The organism is Lysinibacillus sp. NPDC098008 (assembly GCF_044760715.1).
GTDB lineage: Bacteria > Bacillota > Bacilli > Bacillales_A > Planococcaceae > Lysinibacillus.
In genome coordinates this window covers 236,310-254,293 of record NZ_JBIWBA010000002.1, presented here as the reverse complement: position 1 = coordinate 254,293, position 17,984 = coordinate 236,310, and the positions used below count along the sequence as shown (strand labels likewise).

The 17,984-nt window shown below is 38.1% G+C and carries 20 protein-coding genes; 16 read left to right on the top strand and 4 right to left on the bottom strand.

Features of this window, described 5'->3' with window-relative positions; translation table 11 throughout:
• Window positions 1-38 precede the first annotated feature (38 nt).
• Complete coding sequence (locus ACIQVU_RS03635) at window positions 39-956, bottom strand: glycerophosphodiester phosphodiesterase family protein (protein ID WP_340804614.1); 918 nt, start codon at window positions 954-956, stop codon at window positions 39-41.
• A 269-nt stretch (window positions 957-1,225) separates the two neighbouring features.
• Here ACIQVU_RS03635 and ACIQVU_RS03630 point away from each other — a divergent pair, with 269 nt between their 5' ends.
• Window positions 1,226-1,498, top strand: coding sequence for a YlbG family protein (locus tag ACIQVU_RS03630; RefSeq protein ID WP_036125303.1), 273 nt, complete (start codon window positions 1,226-1,228; stop codon window positions 1,496-1,498).
• Window positions 1,499-1,500: 2 nt separating this feature from the next.
• Here ACIQVU_RS03630 and ACIQVU_RS03625 read toward each other — a convergent pair whose 3' ends face one another.
• Complete coding sequence (locus tag ACIQVU_RS03625; RefSeq protein WP_340804615.1) at window positions 1,501-1,893, bottom strand: DUF7147 family protein; 393 nt, start codon at window positions 1,891-1,893, stop codon at window positions 1,501-1,503.
• Between the two features lie 56 nt (window positions 1,894-1,949).
• On the opposite strand from ACIQVU_RS03625, the gene ACIQVU_RS03620 reads away from it, so the two are divergent.
• From ACIQVU_RS03620 to coaD, 3 genes are all read left to right on the top strand, one after another.
• On the top strand, window positions 1,950-3,371 hold the full coding sequence (locus tag ACIQVU_RS03620) for an RNA polymerase II (protein ID WP_402893884.1): 1,422 nt from the start codon (window positions 1,950-1,952) through the stop codon (window positions 3,369-3,371).
• Window positions 3,372-3,538: 167 nt separating this feature from the next.
• On the top strand, window positions 3,539-4,105 hold the full coding sequence (rsmD, locus tag ACIQVU_RS03615) for a 16S rRNA (guanine(966)-N(2))-methyltransferase RsmD (RefSeq protein ID WP_340804617.1): 567 nt from the start codon (window positions 3,539-3,541) through the stop codon (window positions 4,103-4,105).
• Between the two features lies 1 nt (window position 4,106).
• Window positions 4,107-4,598 carry a pantetheine-phosphate adenylyltransferase gene (gene coaD / locus ACIQVU_RS03610; protein ID WP_340804618.1) on the top strand — a complete coding sequence of 164 codons (492 nt, stop codon included), beginning with the start codon at window positions 4,107-4,109 and terminating at the stop codon, window positions 4,596-4,598.
• A gap of 90 nt (window positions 4,599-4,688) precedes the next feature.
• Here the strand turns inward: coaD and ACIQVU_RS03605 are convergent, their stop codons facing one another.
• Window positions 4,689-5,588: a hypothetical protein gene (locus ACIQVU_RS03605; protein WP_402893880.1), complete on the bottom strand. Its 900-nt coding sequence runs from the start codon at window positions 5,586-5,588 to the stop codon at window positions 4,689-4,691.
• Window positions 5,589-5,706: 118 nt separating this feature from the next.
• On the opposite strand from ACIQVU_RS03605, the gene ACIQVU_RS03600 reads away from it, so the two are divergent.
• Complete coding sequence (locus tag ACIQVU_RS03600) at window positions 5,707-6,753, top strand: SepM family pheromone-processing serine protease (protein ID WP_340804620.1); 1,047 nt, start codon at window positions 5,707-5,709, stop codon at window positions 6,751-6,753.
• Between the two features lie 39 nt (window positions 6,754-6,792).
• Here the strand turns inward: ACIQVU_RS03600 and ACIQVU_RS03595 are convergent, their stop codons facing one another.
• The gene (locus tag ACIQVU_RS03595) at window positions 6,793-8,004 is read right to left on the bottom strand and encodes a nucleotidyltransferase (RefSeq protein WP_340804621.1); all 1,212 of its coding nucleotides are present in this window, start codon (window positions 8,002-8,004) and stop codon (window positions 6,793-6,795) included.
• A gap of 168 nt (window positions 8,005-8,172) precedes the next feature.
• Between ACIQVU_RS03595 and ACIQVU_RS03590 the strand changes: the two genes are divergently transcribed.
• The 11 genes from ACIQVU_RS03590 (at window position 8,173) to ACIQVU_RS03540 (ending at window position 17,981) form a co-directional block, all read left to right on the top strand.
• Complete coding sequence (locus tag ACIQVU_RS03590) at window positions 8,173-8,706, top strand: YceD family protein (RefSeq protein WP_340804622.1); 534 nt, start codon at window positions 8,173-8,175, stop codon at window positions 8,704-8,706.
• A gap of 24 nt (window positions 8,707-8,730) precedes the next feature.
• The gene (rpmF, locus tag ACIQVU_RS03585; RefSeq protein WP_004224819.1) at window positions 8,731-8,904 is read left to right on the top strand and encodes a 50S ribosomal protein L32; all 174 of its coding nucleotides are present in this window, start codon (window positions 8,731-8,733) and stop codon (window positions 8,902-8,904) included.
• A gap of 162 nt (window positions 8,905-9,066) precedes the next feature.
• A complete protein-coding gene (locus ACIQVU_RS03580) occupies window positions 9,067-9,834 on the top strand; it encodes an enoyl-CoA hydratase/isomerase family protein (protein ID WP_340804624.1) in 768 nt (255 codons plus the stop codon).
• Window positions 9,835-9,944: 110 nt separating this feature from the next.
• A complete protein-coding gene (locus tag ACIQVU_RS03575; protein WP_053993823.1) occupies window positions 9,945-10,322 on the top strand; it encodes a transcriptional regulator in 378 nt (125 codons plus the stop codon).
• A gap of 155 nt (window positions 10,323-10,477) precedes the next feature.
• On the top strand, window positions 10,478-11,380 hold the full coding sequence (locus tag ACIQVU_RS03570) for a ketopantoate reductase family protein (RefSeq protein WP_340804625.1): 903 nt from the start codon (window positions 10,478-10,480) through the stop codon (window positions 11,378-11,380).
• Window positions 11,377-11,772 carry a DUF3397 domain-containing protein gene (locus ACIQVU_RS03565; RefSeq protein WP_340804626.1) on the top strand — a complete coding sequence of 132 codons (396 nt, stop codon included), beginning with the start codon at window positions 11,377-11,379 and terminating at the stop codon, window positions 11,770-11,772. Before ACIQVU_RS03570 ends, ACIQVU_RS03565 begins: the two co-directional genes overlap by 4 nt.
• A 278-nt stretch (window positions 11,773-12,050) precedes the next feature.
• Entirely contained in the window at window positions 12,051-13,667 is a 1,617-nt protein-coding gene (bshC, locus tag ACIQVU_RS03560; RefSeq protein WP_402893873.1) for a bacillithiol biosynthesis cysteine-adding enzyme BshC, read from the top strand.
• Window positions 13,668-13,920: 253 nt separating this feature from the next.
• Complete coding sequence (gene mraZ / locus ACIQVU_RS03555; protein WP_340804628.1) at window positions 13,921-14,352, top strand: division/cell wall cluster transcriptional repressor MraZ; 432 nt, start codon at window positions 13,921-13,923, stop codon at window positions 14,350-14,352.
• 60 nt (window positions 14,353-14,412) lie between these two features.
• A complete protein-coding gene (gene rsmH, locus ACIQVU_RS03550) occupies window positions 14,413-15,363 on the top strand; it encodes a 16S rRNA (cytosine(1402)-N(4))-methyltransferase RsmH (RefSeq protein ID WP_402893868.1) in 951 nt (316 codons plus the stop codon).
• Window positions 15,364-15,732 carry a cell division protein FtsL gene (gene ftsL2, locus ACIQVU_RS03545; protein WP_340804630.1) on the top strand — a complete coding sequence of 123 codons (369 nt, stop codon included), beginning with the start codon at window positions 15,364-15,366 and terminating at the stop codon, window positions 15,730-15,732.
• Window positions 15,729-17,981, top strand: a complete 2,253-nt coding sequence (locus tag ACIQVU_RS03540; RefSeq protein ID WP_402893865.1) for a penicillin-binding protein — start codon at window positions 15,729-15,731, stop codon at window positions 17,979-17,981. Before ftsL2 ends, ACIQVU_RS03540 begins: the two co-directional genes overlap by 4 nt.
• Window positions 17,982-17,984 lie beyond the last annotated feature (3 nt).

Below are 17,984 nucleotides of genomic sequence, written 5' to 3'. Positions count from 1 at the left end.
AAAAAATCCACGTGTACTATTCGTGGATTTTTGTCTTTTTATTGTTCAATAGGTGCTTGAGCTTGAAATAGCTCTATCGCAATGTCAGGTCGATCTGTAATAATGCCCTTAGCGCCATTATTAATTAATTTTTTCATTATATCCAGATCATTGATTGTCCAATAATGAACAGGGATATTTAAGTTATTTAAAAACTGAATAAACTTTGGTGAATCTAAGGCGAGTACACCAGATTTTGTTGGAATCTGGAAGACATCTACCTTTGGATGATATAAATGTCCAAATTGACTTGAGAAGGAAGCAAATGCCTTGCGTACATCTGATTCGCCTGCGCCAAGTGCTACTTGGTTTTGTGCATATAAATTAAAGCGATCAATTTGCTCACCATAAAAGCTTGTGACAACAACTCGATTTTCTGCCCCTAGCTCTTCAATTAAACGCCACAGCTTAGAAGGCATTAAACTTCCTTCGTATGTATCTGGAGCATCCTTTATATCAATATTAACAAGCATATTTGGGTAAGCCTCAAGCAGTTCGCGCAATGTCACAACATTTAGTGATTCTTCTCGATATGGGAAAGCCCCGTCTAAATCTTGAAATTGATAGCCATGATTGAAGGCATTAATTTCTGCTAATGTCATATCAGCTACAAGTCCATAACCATCTGTTGTACGTTCAACAGTGTCGTCATGGAAAACAATAATTTCCTCATCCTTTGTTAAACGTATATCTATTTCAAAGCCATCTACACCTAATTGTGCGGCCTTGTCAAATGCGATCATTGTATGCTCAGGCGCTAAATGTGCTCCACCACGATGCGCAAGAATAATAGGGCGATCAAATTGTAATGCTTGCTTACCTTCACGTTGCTGTGGTTTCGAAATAGCCTTACTACCTGCCCAAGCTGCTGCACTTGCTGCTGCGATGGCAAGTGCAATTTTTGTTTTCTTACCCATATTTGTCCTCCTTAATAATTCGCTTTATATAAAAATATTCATCAGCTCTTGTAGTCAAGATGCTTTACTAGTAACTAGTATAAGTGAAAGATGATGTTTGCTTTTGTCCTTTAATAATGGTTCAAATATATTGTAACTTGTGGTGATTTGAATTACTACAAGTATGTTTTTCATTATAACGGAAAATTGAGCGATCTGTCAGCTAAACTCTGTTGCTATCATTTTCTGGTCTATGGTATTCTTTTATGTAAGAAATGAGGGAGTCTAATATGAACGAACGACAAGGGCTAATCGTTTACGTCCATCAGTTAAAACATGCGAAATCTTTGCGAAAATATGGTCATGTTCTTTATATTTCAAGAAGGCAAAAATACGTTGTGCTTTATTGCAATCGTGAGGACATTGATATGATGACAACAAAACTACAACGCCTTCCATTTGTGAAAGACGTTGTGGAATCTTATCGTCCATTTGTAAAAACAGAATATGAAAATGCGAAGCCAGATAAAGCCAAGGAATATGATTATAAGGTAGGTTTATAATATTAAGATAATGCAGGTATATAGTTATTTAGTCTTAATATACCGATTAAGTATTGATAAAATAGTTTTGATTCCGAAAATATAGATGAGTGCTTTATTTCTACAACAACTACTTTTCGATTGAGTTGTTCTATTTGTGTTTCAAACATTTTTTGTCGCTGTGTCGGTTGTTCTTCATTAAAAGGAATGCCTTCACGGCAAATATAAATAGGCATAAATTTACTTTCGCCAACTGGTTTGAATGCAACTGCTAATGAGAGAACTTGTTTACCTTCTTTTGTAGTAGAGGTTAGTATAAAGGCTTGATGAAAGCGTTCCTGATTCGTTTTAATAATTTCGAGTAGCTCGTAAACATCACCATAGCCTTCTCCTAATTCTATAAATTGTTGTGGCATAATAAATGCACATCCTTTCCAATCCTTATAGTATCATGCTGCGGGAGGTCAAGCACATGAAATTTGCATTAAGCTTTTTTTCCATTCTAGCACTTATTATTGCGGGGACACTATTTTTCCAATACCATGCCTATTCATCCGATTTAGAAACAGGTGGGGGGGATTTTCATTACTCTCAGGAAATAGAAATTGTCTATCGTGAAAATAGTTTAGATATTCGACAACATTTTAAAAATTTACCAGATCAAAAGGTCAACATTAAATGGCCAGAAAAAGCTGTAAACCCTAGTTGCTTTATTGAAAATGAAAAAAGCTGCAATCGTTTATCAGAAGAACTTTCTTATTTTGCAAAGGGAGAAACAAAATCACAATCTGTATCATACATAATTCCAATTGAGGGTGGCTTGAAAAATAAAATGCTGCTTCAAAATATTTTTGCCACACTAACAAATGGGGAAGCATCCTATTCGATTGTTCATATTTCAACAGATAGTAAAGTGCAGGGTCAATGGGTAACTGGCTTACCATTAGTTGGGCAGCAACAGCTATCACTGGTTAATTATACAATGTTTAGCGGATACGGTGCTGTGCATGATATTTATTGGCAGGCAGGTGGGCTAGCGCTTCAGGAACAAACATCTGTATTATCGATTTATGCACAGCAAGCCATTCCAAATGATTTTCTTCAAGCATTGAAAAATATACAGTTTTTAAGTGATGAACATATTGCGATTATTCAAGATAAAAGCCCAGTAACAGCCCATGATGATCGATTGTTATTTTTACCAGCGTTAACGCCAGAAGCTGTGGAGCAGGAAGTGATTTTATCGCAAATAAAGTCACAATTTACATTTGAAGATGCACCAGAATGGTTACCAGAGGTAGTGGCATCCTATTTAGTAAATGATGTGATTGGTACAGATAAAGCAAAGAAAATTATTCAAACATTAAATGAATATATGACAGCTAATCAGCAGCAAGCTTGGCAAGATACACTAAAAAATATGAGCGATGAACCGATTACACCAGCTACAATGGATAATCATTTGTCACAAGTATTAAATGCGAAAACATCCTACTTTACATTAAATGCAGCTCAAAAAAATGGCACCTATCCGCTATTATTTGAAGATGCAAGCAAGGTATATGTAGATGGTATACAGAGAGAGGATGTTCGTGTTATTTTATATGAGGGTCAAAAATTGTATACAGCAGATACGTTATTACCTTATCTCGGCTATTCGGCTGGAGAAGGGGAGCATGGCTATTACGTCAATAGTGAGAATCGTACATTCCGCTTCCCACTAAATCATGGCTTCTATGTATTCAATCAACGTAGATATTCAACAATTTCAGAGCCGATTATTAAAATTGCTGATCGTTACTATGTGGAGGAAACGTGGTTACAGCGTTTATTCCTTGTTGATTTACAAAAGAAAGATCAACAAATTCAAGTTATTTCGCAAGAACAACAATAATTTTTGCAGCGGGGACGTAGTCTTCCGCTGCAAAATGCTTTATGCTGACTTAACGGCTGTTTGTACAAGCCGTAGAGGTCACAGTGTCCCTCGTAAACCCGAAAAAATCTGGATACAACTATGGCAAGTTGTAATTGATATAAATGAAAGTATGGTGATAGGCTGTTATGAGAGTTGTAGCAGGAGAGCGCAAAGGAATGCCACTAAAAGCAATAGCTGGCAATACAACAAGACCTACAACTGATAAAGTAAAGGAATCAATCTTTAATATCATTGGTCCATTTTTTGATGGGGGCATTGCACTTGATTTATTTGCTGGAAGCGGTGGCTTAGGGATTGAATCACTAAGTCGTGGTGTAGAGCATGCGATTTTTATTGAAAAGGATGCAAAGGCATTTCAAGTGCTACAAGAAAATATAAAAAAATGCCGCTATGAGGATTATGCAGAGCTATTTCGTATTGATGCAAAGCGGGCTGTGAAAGCGCTATTAAAGCGTGACCTTACATTTAAACTTGTTTTTTTAGACCCACCATACCATCAAAAGGAATACTATGATTTAGTCCAAACGCTTGTTGACCATCATAAAATTCAGCAAGATGGGATTATTTTATGCGAGCATGCGAAAGAGGTGCAATTACCTCAAAGCTTTGGAGATTTTAGCTTAACAAGACAAGAAACTTATGGCGGAACAATTATATCTGTTTATCGCTGTACAGAGGAAGAGGGAGAATAAGTTGTCAGAGAAAATAGCCGTAGTTCCTGGAAGTTTTGACCCTGTCACATTGGGCCATTTAGATATTATTAAACGTGCAGCAGATGTGTTTGATATCGTATATGTAGCAGTTTTAAATAATTCAGCGAAGCAGCCATTGTTTTCTGTAGAGGAACGTATGGCTTTAATGGCTGAGGTTACAAAGGCATTGCCAAATGTTCGGATAGAGAGCTCTTCAGGTCTGTTAATCGACTATGCGAAGGAAAAAAATGCAAAGGCTATTGTGCGCGGTTTGCGAGCGGTTTCGGATTTTGAGTATGAAATGCAAATTACATCTATGAACCGTTTTTTAGATGAAACGATTGAAACATTTTTTATTATGACGAAAAATCAGTATTCATTCCTAAGCTCCAGCATTGTGAAAGAAGTTGCAAAATATGGTGGCAATGTGGACGAGCTTGTACCTGCTTATGTGGCACAGGCTTTAAAAGAAAAATATGGCTTTATAAAATAAGTGTGAAAGAGGATGTCAGTGTAGTAGACATCCTCTTTTTGTTTGTGGATAGAGCTTGCAAAGTGACGGATAGCCTCTGAAAGTAGTGTGCTATTTCAGAAAAAATAGAGCATAAATAGTTGGCACAATGATTATGCTAAGAAGGCGTAGTTTAATATAGGGACGAACAGAGAGTCTAGATGATTTAGCAATAACGAAAATTTGTAAATGAATGCTAATGCTTTGCATTGTTAATAAAATGACAACTAGTAAAGAGGTATATGGAAGGTCTGGAAAGGCTGTAACAGTCATTTGAAGACCATTTGTCACCTCTAGGATCGCTGCGATGGAAAGTTCAAGGGTATAGGGCAGTGTAGGAAACATTTGGTCTAAACCCTCTTGCACAATGGTCTGAATCGTTGTAAAAAAGATAATGGTTGTACCAACTAAAAGGATGGTTGGAGCTGTTTCTCGAATACTTTCTGAGAAAGGTGCAGTATATAGTGGTGTATTGTGGACGGAGATACTTGGTGGAGCTGTTTTGCGAAATAAAAAATAACCAGTTATTAAACAACAAATATTAAACGTATGTAGTAAACATAAAAACAACCATCCAAACGTATTACTGTGTAGTAAATCAAGGCTTACAAAACCAAGGACAAAGAGTGGGCTTGGTGCATGGCAAACAGCAAGCAAAAAATTGGCTTCTTTTACATGTAACTGACCGCTATTTTTTAAGTAAACAATGGTTGTTGCGCCAGTTGGATAGCCGCCAAGTGCACTAATTATATATGCTTGTACGTATAATGAGGCACGTTTTGTTTTCGTACGCATAGGAGCTGTTAAACGTAGAAGCCATTGTGTCAATATAAGGTATGGCAATAAATATGGAAATAGTGCCTCCATAAAAAGATTTAAACCTAAGTCAGTGCCACTATGAGCAGTTTGTGGGAATAACAAGAGTAAGAGAATAAGAATTATGCAGAGCGCTATTTGAATTGTAGCAAACATGTTATCATCTCGTTTCAACTTTTTGTCATTCACATAGGCAAATGCTAAAATCAATATATGTGAAAAAGGCAAAAACATGAACGTGTCGTTTTGTAGGCGTCCTAGGAGGTGTGTTAAATTGAAGAAAAAAATTAGTATTTATGTAGTGTTATTAGTCGTGATTTGTTTTTCGATGCTATACCGACTAGACGCGTATATTATGAAGCCTGGCAGTGCCTATGATGTCAGTAAATTTGTCACTGTCGGTGGCAAAGAGGCAGATAGTGAAGGCTCCATGAGCTTAATGACAGTTGCTATGCAGCAAGCGACACCATTTACTTATGCATGGGCAAAATGGCAAAAATATCAAAAGCTTATGGATATCGAGCAAGTGCGTAATCCATTAGAAGATGATGAAGAATATAATATTCGACAATTAAAATTAATGTCTGATTCCCAATTTAATGCAAAATATGTAGCTTTTCAAAGAGCAGGGTTAGAAACAACGGTACATTTTAATGGCGTTTTTATATTAAACGTATTAGATGGTGGGGCATCTGACGGTATTTTAAAGGCTGGAGATGAAATTGTTGAGGTGGATGGTCAAAAAATAACAAATCAGCAAATGTTGATAGATCTTTTAGAGCCGAAGCAACTTGGCGATCAAGTAACCGTTCAATTTATACGTAATGAGAAGCAACAACAAGCTACGATTACATTAAAGGAAATTCCGAATACAGAAGAGCATCGTGCAGGTTTAGGTATTTCCTATACAGAAAGCAAATCAATTGAAACCCATCCAAAGGTAACGATGAAAACAGAGGACATTGGGGGACCATCTGCTGGCTTAATGTTTACGCTTGAAATTTTAGACCAGCTACTTGAGGAAGATTTAACAAAAGGCTATGCAATTGCAGGCACTGGTGAAATGCTTGTAGATGGCTCTGTTGGTAGAATTGGCGGAATTGATTATAAGGTGATCGCCGCTGATCGTGATGGCATGGAAATTTTCTTTGCACCAGATGATGAAATTTCGGAGGAGATCAAGGCTAAGCATCCAGAACTAGAATCAAATTATGCAACAGCCGTAAAAACAGCAAAGGAAATTGGTACAAAGATGAAAATTGTTCCTGTCAAAACAGTGGATGATGCAATTGATTATTTAAGACAACTAGAACCAAAATAAGGGGATGCTAGCAACACAACTAGCATCCCTCTGCTATGTTTAAAAACGAATGGGAGGTGTTTGGTAGTCTTTTGGAAGACTGAAGCCTGTAGTTCCCTGCTCTATACTTAAATTGTAGAGCTCTGCTGCATGGATATCGATAGCAAGCATGGCATCATTCGTAGCTGCAACCCTGCTAATTAATGGTAGCTCAATATGCTTTTTTTGTTGCCCTAAATAAGCCTGACCTATGGTACTCATGCCTAATAAGCGAATAAAGGAGGGCGCTTGAAAGCTTTGGAGCTGCTCTTTTGTAAAGCCTGTATAGATATGTGTCAGCATACGTTGCAGGCGCGTCCATGTATAGCGCTTTGATTTGATTTTTTCCATAAAGCTACTAAACGATTGGCTTGTTTTAGCTGCTTTGAGCATGGCATTTTCAATTCCTTCTGTTACCTCTGCATAGCGAGTAAGTTCAGCAGGCGTATGACGCATAATTGTAAAGCGTAACAATGGCCAAAATGCTTCCCAGCTTGCAAATGTATGATATTTTGTTTGCCAATCTGTTAAATATTGAAAGGATGCTTCAGGAACAACTTGCTGCACACTTTGTAATGATTGGCTAGCGGCAAGTGCTTGACGTATTCCTGTGGCACTGGCAATGGAGGCATCCTCCTGTAGCGCATCATGATAGCCTGCTGCAATGCGAGGAATCGTCAGTGGCTTTATAGGGCGATTAAGAGCCTTTGCTGCCTCTAAATAATGAAAGCCTAATATATTATTGGGCTGTGCAAGATCAATGTATGAAGCAGGAAACTTTTGAGAAAGCTGATGATAGGCATAATACAGGCTTTTTGGATAACTTGCGCCTGTTTTAAGGCTATCTTTAATAAGTGCATCATACTCAGCGCGGTGATTGTTGATAAGTTCAAATGTATTTAAAAAAGGCTGGATTGAACCATCTTCACTGCCAAATGCAAAGGAATTGCAACCAACAGCACTTAATAATGAAATAGCACCTTTTGCAAAATCTGTAGCAGGTGCTGTACTATAGACGTATGGTAGCTCAATGACAATATCTACACCACCAGCCAAAGCCATTTTAGTACGCGTCCATTTATCCACCATTGCGGGTTCGCCGCGTTGTAAAAATGTTCCACTCATAACAGCAATCACAAGGTCCGCCTGTGCTGCTTTTTTAGCCTGCTTTAAATGATAGGCATGTCCATTGTGAAATGGATTATATTCAACAACAATTCCAACTGCTTGCATGCCATCCCTCCTTATCAATTATGTCTTTGCTGTAAACTTATTAGACGCAATTATACGTTTAATCGTATACAATTATAGGTGGGTTTTTTTATGGTGACAAGAAATTATCTTGACATCTATTTTTACACATTATATAATCAACAGTGTTGTTTCGAGGTGATTAAGCGAATGAAATGGTCAATTCATCAATTATCGAAGTACCGTCAAAACGGGATGCCAATTGATGCCTTTATCCAACTGGATGAAGTGATGGCGCGAAACCAGGATATTCGAGCAATTTCGCCCGTTCATGTAAAAGGGCTATGTACTTTTGGTGCATCGCAAATGACATGTCAGTTAACTGTGACAGCAACGTTAACACTTCCGTGTGCTCGTACATGGGAGGATGTTGAGTTCCCTATCCACGTGGATACAGTTGAAATTTTTAGCTGGATTGACGAAGATAAACGAGGAGACGATGATGGAGATATTCACTATATTGATGGTGAAGTTATCGACATGAAACCAGTGCTTGAGGAACTTGTGTTACTTGAGGTACCTATGCAAGTGTTCAAAGAAAACTCTGAAGGACAAGTGCAAGGCGGTAAAAATTGGTCTTATGCAACAGATGAAGACGTAGAGCTACACAAAAAAGCTGACGAACAAAAAGTGGATCCAAGACTAGCTGCTTTAGCTAAGTATTTTGATCAAACAGACGAATAGACGATCTGTAAGGAGGTGCCATCAATGGCTGTACCATTTAGAAGAACTTCTAAAACTGCAAAAAGAAAGCGTCGTACGCATTTCAAATTATCTGTACCTGGTATGGTAACTTGCCCTAACTGTGGTGAGGCTAAATTATCACACCGTGTTTGCAAAGCTTGCGGACAATACAAAGGTAAAGAAGTAGTAAGCAAATAATACAGTGTTTGCTCACTTAAAAGGCTAGTAGAGAGACCATGGCTCTTTACTAGCCTTTTTGTTAGCTTAAAAAGACAGAATATTTCGTTGGTGCTGCAGTTTCATATAATCGTAAAATCATTGTATGATACAATCTATTCATAGAAACAAAGGGGGAATAGTATGTCTTATACAATTGACCATCATGATGGTGTGATGACATTTACGATTAATCGTGAAGAAAAACGCAATGCTGTGAATGATGAGGTAATGGATGGACTACAGGAAGTTATTACATATATTCGTGAGCATGAGGATGTGCGCTTTTTAGTAGTGACAGGTGCAGGAGAGAAATCATTTTGCTCAGGAGGAGATTTATCAGAGTTTCATTCACTGGAAACAGAGGACGAAGCATTTGGTATGTTAAGCAAGATGGGAAAAATATTATACAACCTTGCGACGCTTCCTGTACCAACTATTGCGCTTATTAATGGCACGGCTGTTGGTGGCGGCTGTGAAATTGCTACAGCATGTGATTTTCGTCTAGTAGCAAGCCATGCAAAATGTGGGTTTATTCAAGGAACTTTAGCAATTACAAGCGGCTGGGGTGGTGGCACATATCTATTTGAACGAGGCTTACGCCATGACCGTGCCATGAAGATGCTAGTGGATGCCAAGCCATATCCAGCACAGCTACTATATGAAATAGGATGGGCAATGCGGGTTTTCGAAGGCTCAAAGGAAGAGGCATTAAACGATTTTATTGAACATATGCGAAAAATTCATCCGTCTGTTCATAAAGCCTATAAAGAAATTGAACTTCGTAAGTGGCGTGAGCGCAATATGTATGAACGTGTGATGGAGGAAGTTCGCACCTGTGCGAAATTGTGGGAAAGTGAGGCACATCACGAGGCTGTTAATAATTTCTTGACGAAGAAAAATAATCAGTAATGGATAGAGACAATGATGAGAGGGCAACATCATCATTGTCTTTTTTTATGCAATGATTCTATTTTGCTCGCTTTTGCATATAGTAGTAAAAAATGCGAGGGTGATAGATTATGGAATTGAAAAAAAGAAAAGACCAATGGACAAAGGAAGACGATGAAAGACTAGCAGAAATTGTGTTGCATAATGTGCAAAATGGCAAAACACAGTTAGAGGCATTTGAATTAGCTGCTGCAGAGCTAGGTCGTACAAAACAAGCATGTGGTTTTCGCTGGAATAAAACATTGCGTAGCCAATATAGTCAGTCACTATTAGCTGTACGCAATCAACCACAACAATCTATGCGAAGTCACTTAAAATTAGCATTGACAAGTTTTGACGAATTAACAGAAGCTTATCAAAACCTTGAAATGAAGCATCGCGAATTGCAAAATGAGCATGATAAATTAGTGAAATGGCTACAACAGGGATATTCATTAATGAAAGATTAAGGGCAATATAAGAGCGAAAAGAAAGTGTATGTGTTTTTCTACCTGTCTATCGTCAACAATTCATCCATCCTGTATAATAGAAGAATGTATATAGAAGGTGCCTTGGAAATATTCTAAGGCACTTTGTTGTTATCAAAAGGAAAGGAGTGGAGAGAGTGAAGGTAGCCATTATTGGTGCGGGCGCAGTTGGTCAATTAACAGCAAGCTTTTTCGCAGAAGCTGGTATGTCAGTGACATTGGTAGCAAGAAGACAGGAGCAGGTAAATGAACTTCAAACACATCAGCTAACACGTATCAATATGGATGGTACAAAAACCAAGCATATGGTGATGGCTACCACAGATTTAGCTACATTACCACCACAAAATTTAATCGTAATTGCTGTGAAGTATAGTCATTTACAAAAGCTCTATCAACAAATTATAACGTTAGCACATGATACACCATTGTTGTTTATGCAAAATGGCTTAGCGCATTTTGAAGAAGCTCTTGCATTACCGCATCACAATATTGCCTTTTGCTCAGTGTCTTTTGGTGCGCGAATAGCAGGGCAATCAACGGTTCAACATAGCGGGATTGGTTCTTGCAAAATTGCGATAGCGCGTGGTCAACAGCGGGCCTTTCAACAGCTACTTCAGCTACACCATTATTTATTTCCTGTTGAACATGTCGAAGACGCAGAGCAAATGCTATTTGAAAAAGCAATCTTGAATAGCTTGATTAATCCATTAACGGCTGTCTTACAGGTGAAGAATGGAGAATTAGTAACCAATCAACAAGCGTTTTTGCTAATGCAAACGATATATGAGGAGCTGACAGCAGCTTTTACAAGCATTGCACACACTATATCCTTTAACGATGTGGTAGACTTATGTAGGAAAACAGCCGAAAATACATCATCTATGCTTGCAGATCGTATGCAGGGTAGAAAAAGTGAAATTGAAACAATTGTTGGCGCTATTTTGAACAAGGCTTTAGTGAATGGACACAATTTACCTACCTTGCGTACTCTATATCATCAGGTACTTGCGATAGAGGAGAGCGGTGAACGAAGTTGAAAGACCTTTTACATATCATCATTAGTATTGTAATTTTTTGCCCAATTGTGCTTTTTATCATTGTTTATTGGATTGGTCGAAAAGTTAAAATTCGTGGCACACATGCATTTGGTGCAGCATCTGATATTACAACATTATGTTTATTCTTTTCAGTGCCCTTAGCAATTGGTGTGCTTTGGCATATAAATGTAGGGGCATTGTTAGTGATGTTGGCAATAATGCTGGCGATAATTTTTACATATATTGATTGGCGGACGAAAAAGGAGCTAGAAGTAAAGCTGCTGTTGAAAAAAATTTGGCGCTTTTTGTTTTTAATACTAAGCACGGCATATGTTGTGATTTGTCTAGTAGGCGTTATTCAATCGATTATAGAATATTTACAGGTGGCTTAAGCATTTTCTTTTCATGTTAGAGCTATAAGCGTTAAAATAATAAGCATTGAAAATAGTAATAAAAAATCATTTTATATAAACGGGAATAGTGACTAAATTCTAGTGCTAGAAGCATAGTATCGAAATAGCTTGCTGTTGTGAATGATATTTGAAGGGAACATGCACTTTTACAACAGCGCAGCAGCACTATTGATAGCATAATATGCATAGTATGAATGGAGTCGATTTCCTGTTAAAAATGAGGAAAATGATTTAGTGAGTAGAGGAGTTTTTGTTAAATGAAACTGGAGTCTATCCAAGCACCGATTAAAAATCATGTGCTTGCAGATTATTGGTCGCCAAATACTGCCATCCATAAGTTTTTTGAATACGATTATCATGATCAAGCTTTTGAGAAAAGAGCAGCGTATTTAGCACAGCGTGCCCATGACCAAAAAGAACTAACAGCAATTATCCGTCAATATATGGAGCCACTTGGGCTATCCAGCAAAGCAAGTGAACATTTAAAACAATTAGAGCAAGGAGCTATGGTAATAGTCGGTGGGCAGCAAGCAGGTATCTTAACGGGTCCCCTTTACTCCGTTCATAAAGCAATTTCGGTTATTGCATTAGCAAAAGAACAAAGTGAGAAGCTTCAGCAGCCAGTCGTTCCTGTTTTTTGGATAGCTGGAGAAGATCATGATTTAGAAGAGATTAATCACACCTATACAATGCAAGGCGAAGCGCTTAAAAAACGCACATATAGTGAGCGCTCTCGACGTAAAACGATGGCTTCTGCAACAGCGCTAAATAAAGAGGCAATGACACAATTAATCAATACAATTGTGAGAGATTATGGCGAAACCGCATTTACAGAAGGGCTTATGGAGCAATTAGTAAATGTATTAAATGATAGCGAAACATTTACGGATTTCTTTGCACGATTGATGAATCAATTATTTAAAGGTGAGGGCTTATTATTAATAGATGCAGCAGATTTTCGCTTGCGCCAATATGAAAGCAAGCCTTTCACACGTATTATTCAGCACACTGAGGAAATTGCCAGCGTTGTTACTGAGCAGGAAGAGGCACTTGAGTGTGCTGGCTACGGTAAACCTATTTTAGCAACAAAGGATGCAGCTAATTTATTTTATGTAGAGGATGGAGAGCGTCATCTGCTAGAAAGAAAAAATAAGCTTTTTGTTAATTTAGCGGCAAACATTAAGTTTTCTCAAGAGGAACTTTTGGAGATAGCAGAAAAGCACCCTGAACGTTTAAGTAATAATGTTGTAACACGTCCGTTAATGCAGGAAATGGTATTGCCTGTGCTTGCATTTGTTGGTGGACCAGGGGAGCTGGCGTATTGGGCAACACTGAAAAATGCCTTTACAGCATTAGACCTACAAATGCCAATTTTTGCTCCCCGCCTGCATATTACAATTGTGACACGTCATGTAGAGCAGTTATTGCAGGAGTATCAGCTAACGGTTGCTGATGTTTGGGATGGGAAAGCATTGCAATTAAAGGAACAGTTTATTGCTGATGTGCAGGATGATGAGGCGAAGCGTCAAATTCAAGCAATGCAGCAAATGATCACTGAAAAATACAAGGAGCTTGCAGGTTATTTAGAGGAGCAGCACCTTTATCTCGATAAAATACTTGTAAAAAATCAAGAGAATCATCTCAAGCAATTTGACTATCTACAGCAAAAAATTGAACAAATGGTACTGAGCAAGCATGAAACAACCATTCGAAAATTTATGACATTACACAATGAGCTATATCCAAACGATGGCTTCCAAGAGCGAGCTTATAATCCATATCAATATTTTAATGAGTTTGGACCTATGTTTATTACAGAAATGTTAAAGCAACATTACAGTATTGATAAACACCACTATTTACTATATATATAATCTCAACTATTAGATGCTTTATACCCAGATAATAATTTGATGCGATATAGATTTGATGAATACTGTCGAGAAAAATAGTATATAAAGAGCTATCCTACTAAGGATGGCTCTTTTTTTATGCCATTTAGCATATATCAAATATTTCATTAAAGGTCTATTTGCATATTCATTGATAAAATGTCAAGTTTTTTTAAAAAAAGTGGAGGAAAGTGGGGGGATGTGGTACATTATTTAATAAAGTGGGGTGAGTAGCATGTTCATGGGAGAATATCAACACTCCGTTGATGCAAAAGGACGATTGATCATACCTGCAAAATTTCGTGAGGCTTTAGGCGAAACGTTTGTTGTGACAAGAGGGCTTGATAATTGTCTATTTGGCTACCCTATGAATGAATGGCGAAAACTCGAAGAAAAATTAAAAGGTTTACCGATGACCAAAAAAGATACACGAGCATTTGCAAGGTTTTTCTTTTCTGGTGCAACGGAGGTAGAAATAGACAAGCAAGGTCGCATAAATATCCCAGCTACGCTTATCCAGCATGCACATCTTGAGAAGGAATGTGTAGTGTTAGGCGTTTCCAATCGCATTGAAATTTGGGCGAAGGATGCATGGGAAGCGTACTTTAGTGAGTCTGAACAATCTTTTAATGAAATTGCAGAAAATATGATTGGCTTTGATTTTTAACTTTTGATAAATATGTTAGCGCTAGCTAAATAAGGTTAAGGCCTGAGAGGAGCGAGTGGTATGTTCGATCATACAACCGTGTTACTAAAGGAAACTGTTGATGGGTTGAACATCGATCCTGATGGTATTTATGTGGATTGTACGTTAGGTGGTGCAGGACACAGTGAATATTTAGTACAACAATTATCAGATAAAGGTCGTTTAATTTGCTTTGACCAAGATATAACGGCTATAGAAAATGCGAAAATTCGCTTAGCGCCCTATATAGAGCGCGTAACATTTATCCATGCGAATTTCCGCTATTTAAAAGATGAATTATTAGCTCATGGCATCGAGCGGGTTGATGGTATTTTATATGATTTAGGCGTATCTTCCCCACAGTTAGATACACCTGAACGAGGTTTTAGCTATCACCACGATGCCCCACTTGATATGCGCATGGATCAAACGGCAACGCTTACAGCATTTGAAGTTGTCAATACATGGGCATATGAAGACCTTGTGCGGATATTTTTCCGATACGGGGAAGAGAAGTTTTCAAAGCAAGTTGCTCGTAAAATTGAGGAAGCACGTAAAGCAGCACCAATCGAAACAACTGGCCAACTTGTAGAATTAATTAAAGAGGGTATTCCAGCAGCGGCACGCCGAAAGGGTGGACATCCAGCGAAGCGCATTTTCCAAGCAATACGAATTGCTGTTAATGATGAGCTAGGCGCAACAGAGGATTCACTAGTCGATGCGATTGATATGATTAATGTAGGTGGACGTATTAGTGTTATTACGTTCCATTCATTGGAAGACCGCCTATGCAAGACCATTTTTAAGGAAGCATCGTCATTACCGGAGTTACCACCAAATTTACCTGTAATTCCTGATGACATGAAACCAACTTTAAAGCTTATAACACGAAAGCCAATTGTTCCTTCTGATGAGGAATTGGCAGTTAATAATCGTGCGCGTTCAGCAAAGCTTAGAGTGGTAGAAAAAATTAACGACAAAGGGCGTGAGTAAATGGCAGCAGTTCGTGTAAAACAGCACCAACATCAACAAGTGCAACAACCAATAACACCACCTAGTCCACAACCCACTATCAGACGTCGTAAAAAAACAAACCAGAAGTTTGAAAAAACAATGCTACTCGTATTAGTTGGTATTATCGCTGTATTGGGCGTATTCGTGCTAAATAAGCAAGCAGCTATTCAAACAACAAGTATAGACATTCAAAAAATCGAAGCAGAAGCAGATAAAGTTGCAAGACAGAATGTTGACTTGACAGTGCGGGTAAGTGAACTTTCTACATACGAAAATATATGGAAAAAAGCGGAAGAACTCGGTTTAACTCAAAATGAGAAAAATGTAAAGGTAGTGCCGGGAGAATGAAAAAAAAGAGATTTCGATTCCAGTGGGGAGCCTTTCTATTATTAATTTTTTATGGAGGGCTCTTTTTTCTATTATTCACAAGAATGGTAACCATTCAAGCGACAGGACAGGTAGAAGGACAAGAGCTTGCTGCAAAGGCAGCGGCTAAGTATGGCAAAGAGAGTGTTATTACAGCAAATCGAGGAAAGATTTATGATCGCAATGGTCAAGTGATAGCGGAGGATACATTAAGCTATCGATTAGTGGCAATTGTGAATGAAGAGGCTACAATTGATGCAAAAAATCCTCGCCATGTTGTAGATGCTGAAAAAACGGCAGAGGTTTTAGCTAAATATATTCCTGCAATGAAGAAGGAGGATATCCTTGAACGGTTGAATAACCGTTATCGAAGTGATGGGGAACCTTTATACCAAGTGGAGTTTGGTAGTGCAGGTCGAGATATTAGCTATGAAGTGATGACAAAAATCAAAGAGGAAAAATTACCGGGAATTTTATTTGTTAATGACTTAAAGCGTTATTATCCAAATGGGGTGTTTGCCTCACATTTAATAGGCTATGCATTAAAAAAGGATAATGGTGATGGTACTGTTACAACAAAAGGCGAGATGGGTCTTGAGTATACGTATAACAAGGAATTAACAGGTGTTAATGGTAAGGTCAAGTACGAAACAGATGCATTTAGTTACTTACTACCAAATAGCGAGAAAATGATTACACCTGCAAAAGACGGTAATGATATTTATTTAACACTTGATAAAACTATTCAAAGCTTTTTAGAAGAGGCAATGACAAAGGTTGAAAAGGAATATAGCCCTGAAGGGATGACAGCAGTTGTTGCAGATGCGAAAACAGGGAAAATTTTGGCAATGTCCCAGCGCCCTACATTTAACCCTGAAACACGAGATAGCCAAAATATGAAGTGGCTCAATGAAGTGATTGAGGAAACAATTGAACCTGGCTCAACGATGAAAACATTCACGCTCGCTTCGGCGATTGATACAGATACATGGCCACCAAATGCAACCTATGCGTCAGGTAGATATAGAGTGCTTGATCGTGATATTCGAGATCATAATAATGGTAGAGGATGGGGAACGATTACTTACTTAGAAGGGTTCCAGCGTTCATCTAATACAGCAATGGCACATTTATTAAAGATTATTGGTGAGGATGTCTTTTACGACTACTTAGATCGCTTTGGCTTTGGGCAGAAAACAGGCATTGATTTACCAAATGAGGCAACAGGTACACTGCTATCTAAATATCCAATTCAGCGTGTCACAACTACCTATGGTCAAGGCTCTACCGTAACACCCATTCAGCTAGTACAAGCAATGACAGCTATCGCAAATGATGGAAAAATGATGCAGCCATACGTTATTGATCAGATTGTAGACTCGTCAACAGGGAAGGTGATTCAAAACCACAAGCCTGTTGAAAAGGGACAGCCGATTAAAGCGGATACAGCTAAACAAGTACGAGAAATTCTTGCATCTACATTAACATCAGAGTATGGTACAGCGAAGGATTTTATATTGGAGGATTATGAGGTTGCAGGGAAAACAGGTACTGCCCAAATTCCAAAAGCGAGCGGTGGTTATCTTTCAAACCAATATTTGTATTCATTTTTAGGTTTAGCGCCTGTCGATGATCCACAGTTAATTGTCTATGTTTCAGTGAAAAAGCCGCAATTAAAGCAAGGTGAGCAGGGCTCAGTGCCTGTATCTAAAGTGTTTAAGCCTGTTATGCTAAATAGTTTAAAGCATCTCAATATTAATCCAGATGATGTTCAGCATGTAGATCATGTTGGTATTCAAGATTATACAGGCAGAAATGCGGATGCTATTCAAGTAGAGTTAGTAAATGATGGTTTACAGCCAGTTATTGTTGGCGGTGGCGGCCAAATTATTGATCAATATCCAAAGGATGTTCAAAAGTTAGTAAAAGGTAGTTTTGTATTTTTAAAGACAGATGGTGATACTACATTGCCAGACTTTACGAATTGGTCATTACGAAATTTACTTGTATTTAAAGCAATGGCAGGAATAGATATAGAAGTTTTCGGTGAGGGCTTTGTAGCTAGTCAAAGTGTGTCAGCAGGTACAATTATTACAGATAGCTCACCAATTGTTGTGAAGCTTAAAACACCAGCTGAAAGTTTTATTCAGGATGTTGAAGCGTCCTCTGAGGGAGAAGAAATTCCCGAAGAAGAGCTAGAGCAAATTGAGGATGAAAATAACGCTGAATAGAAG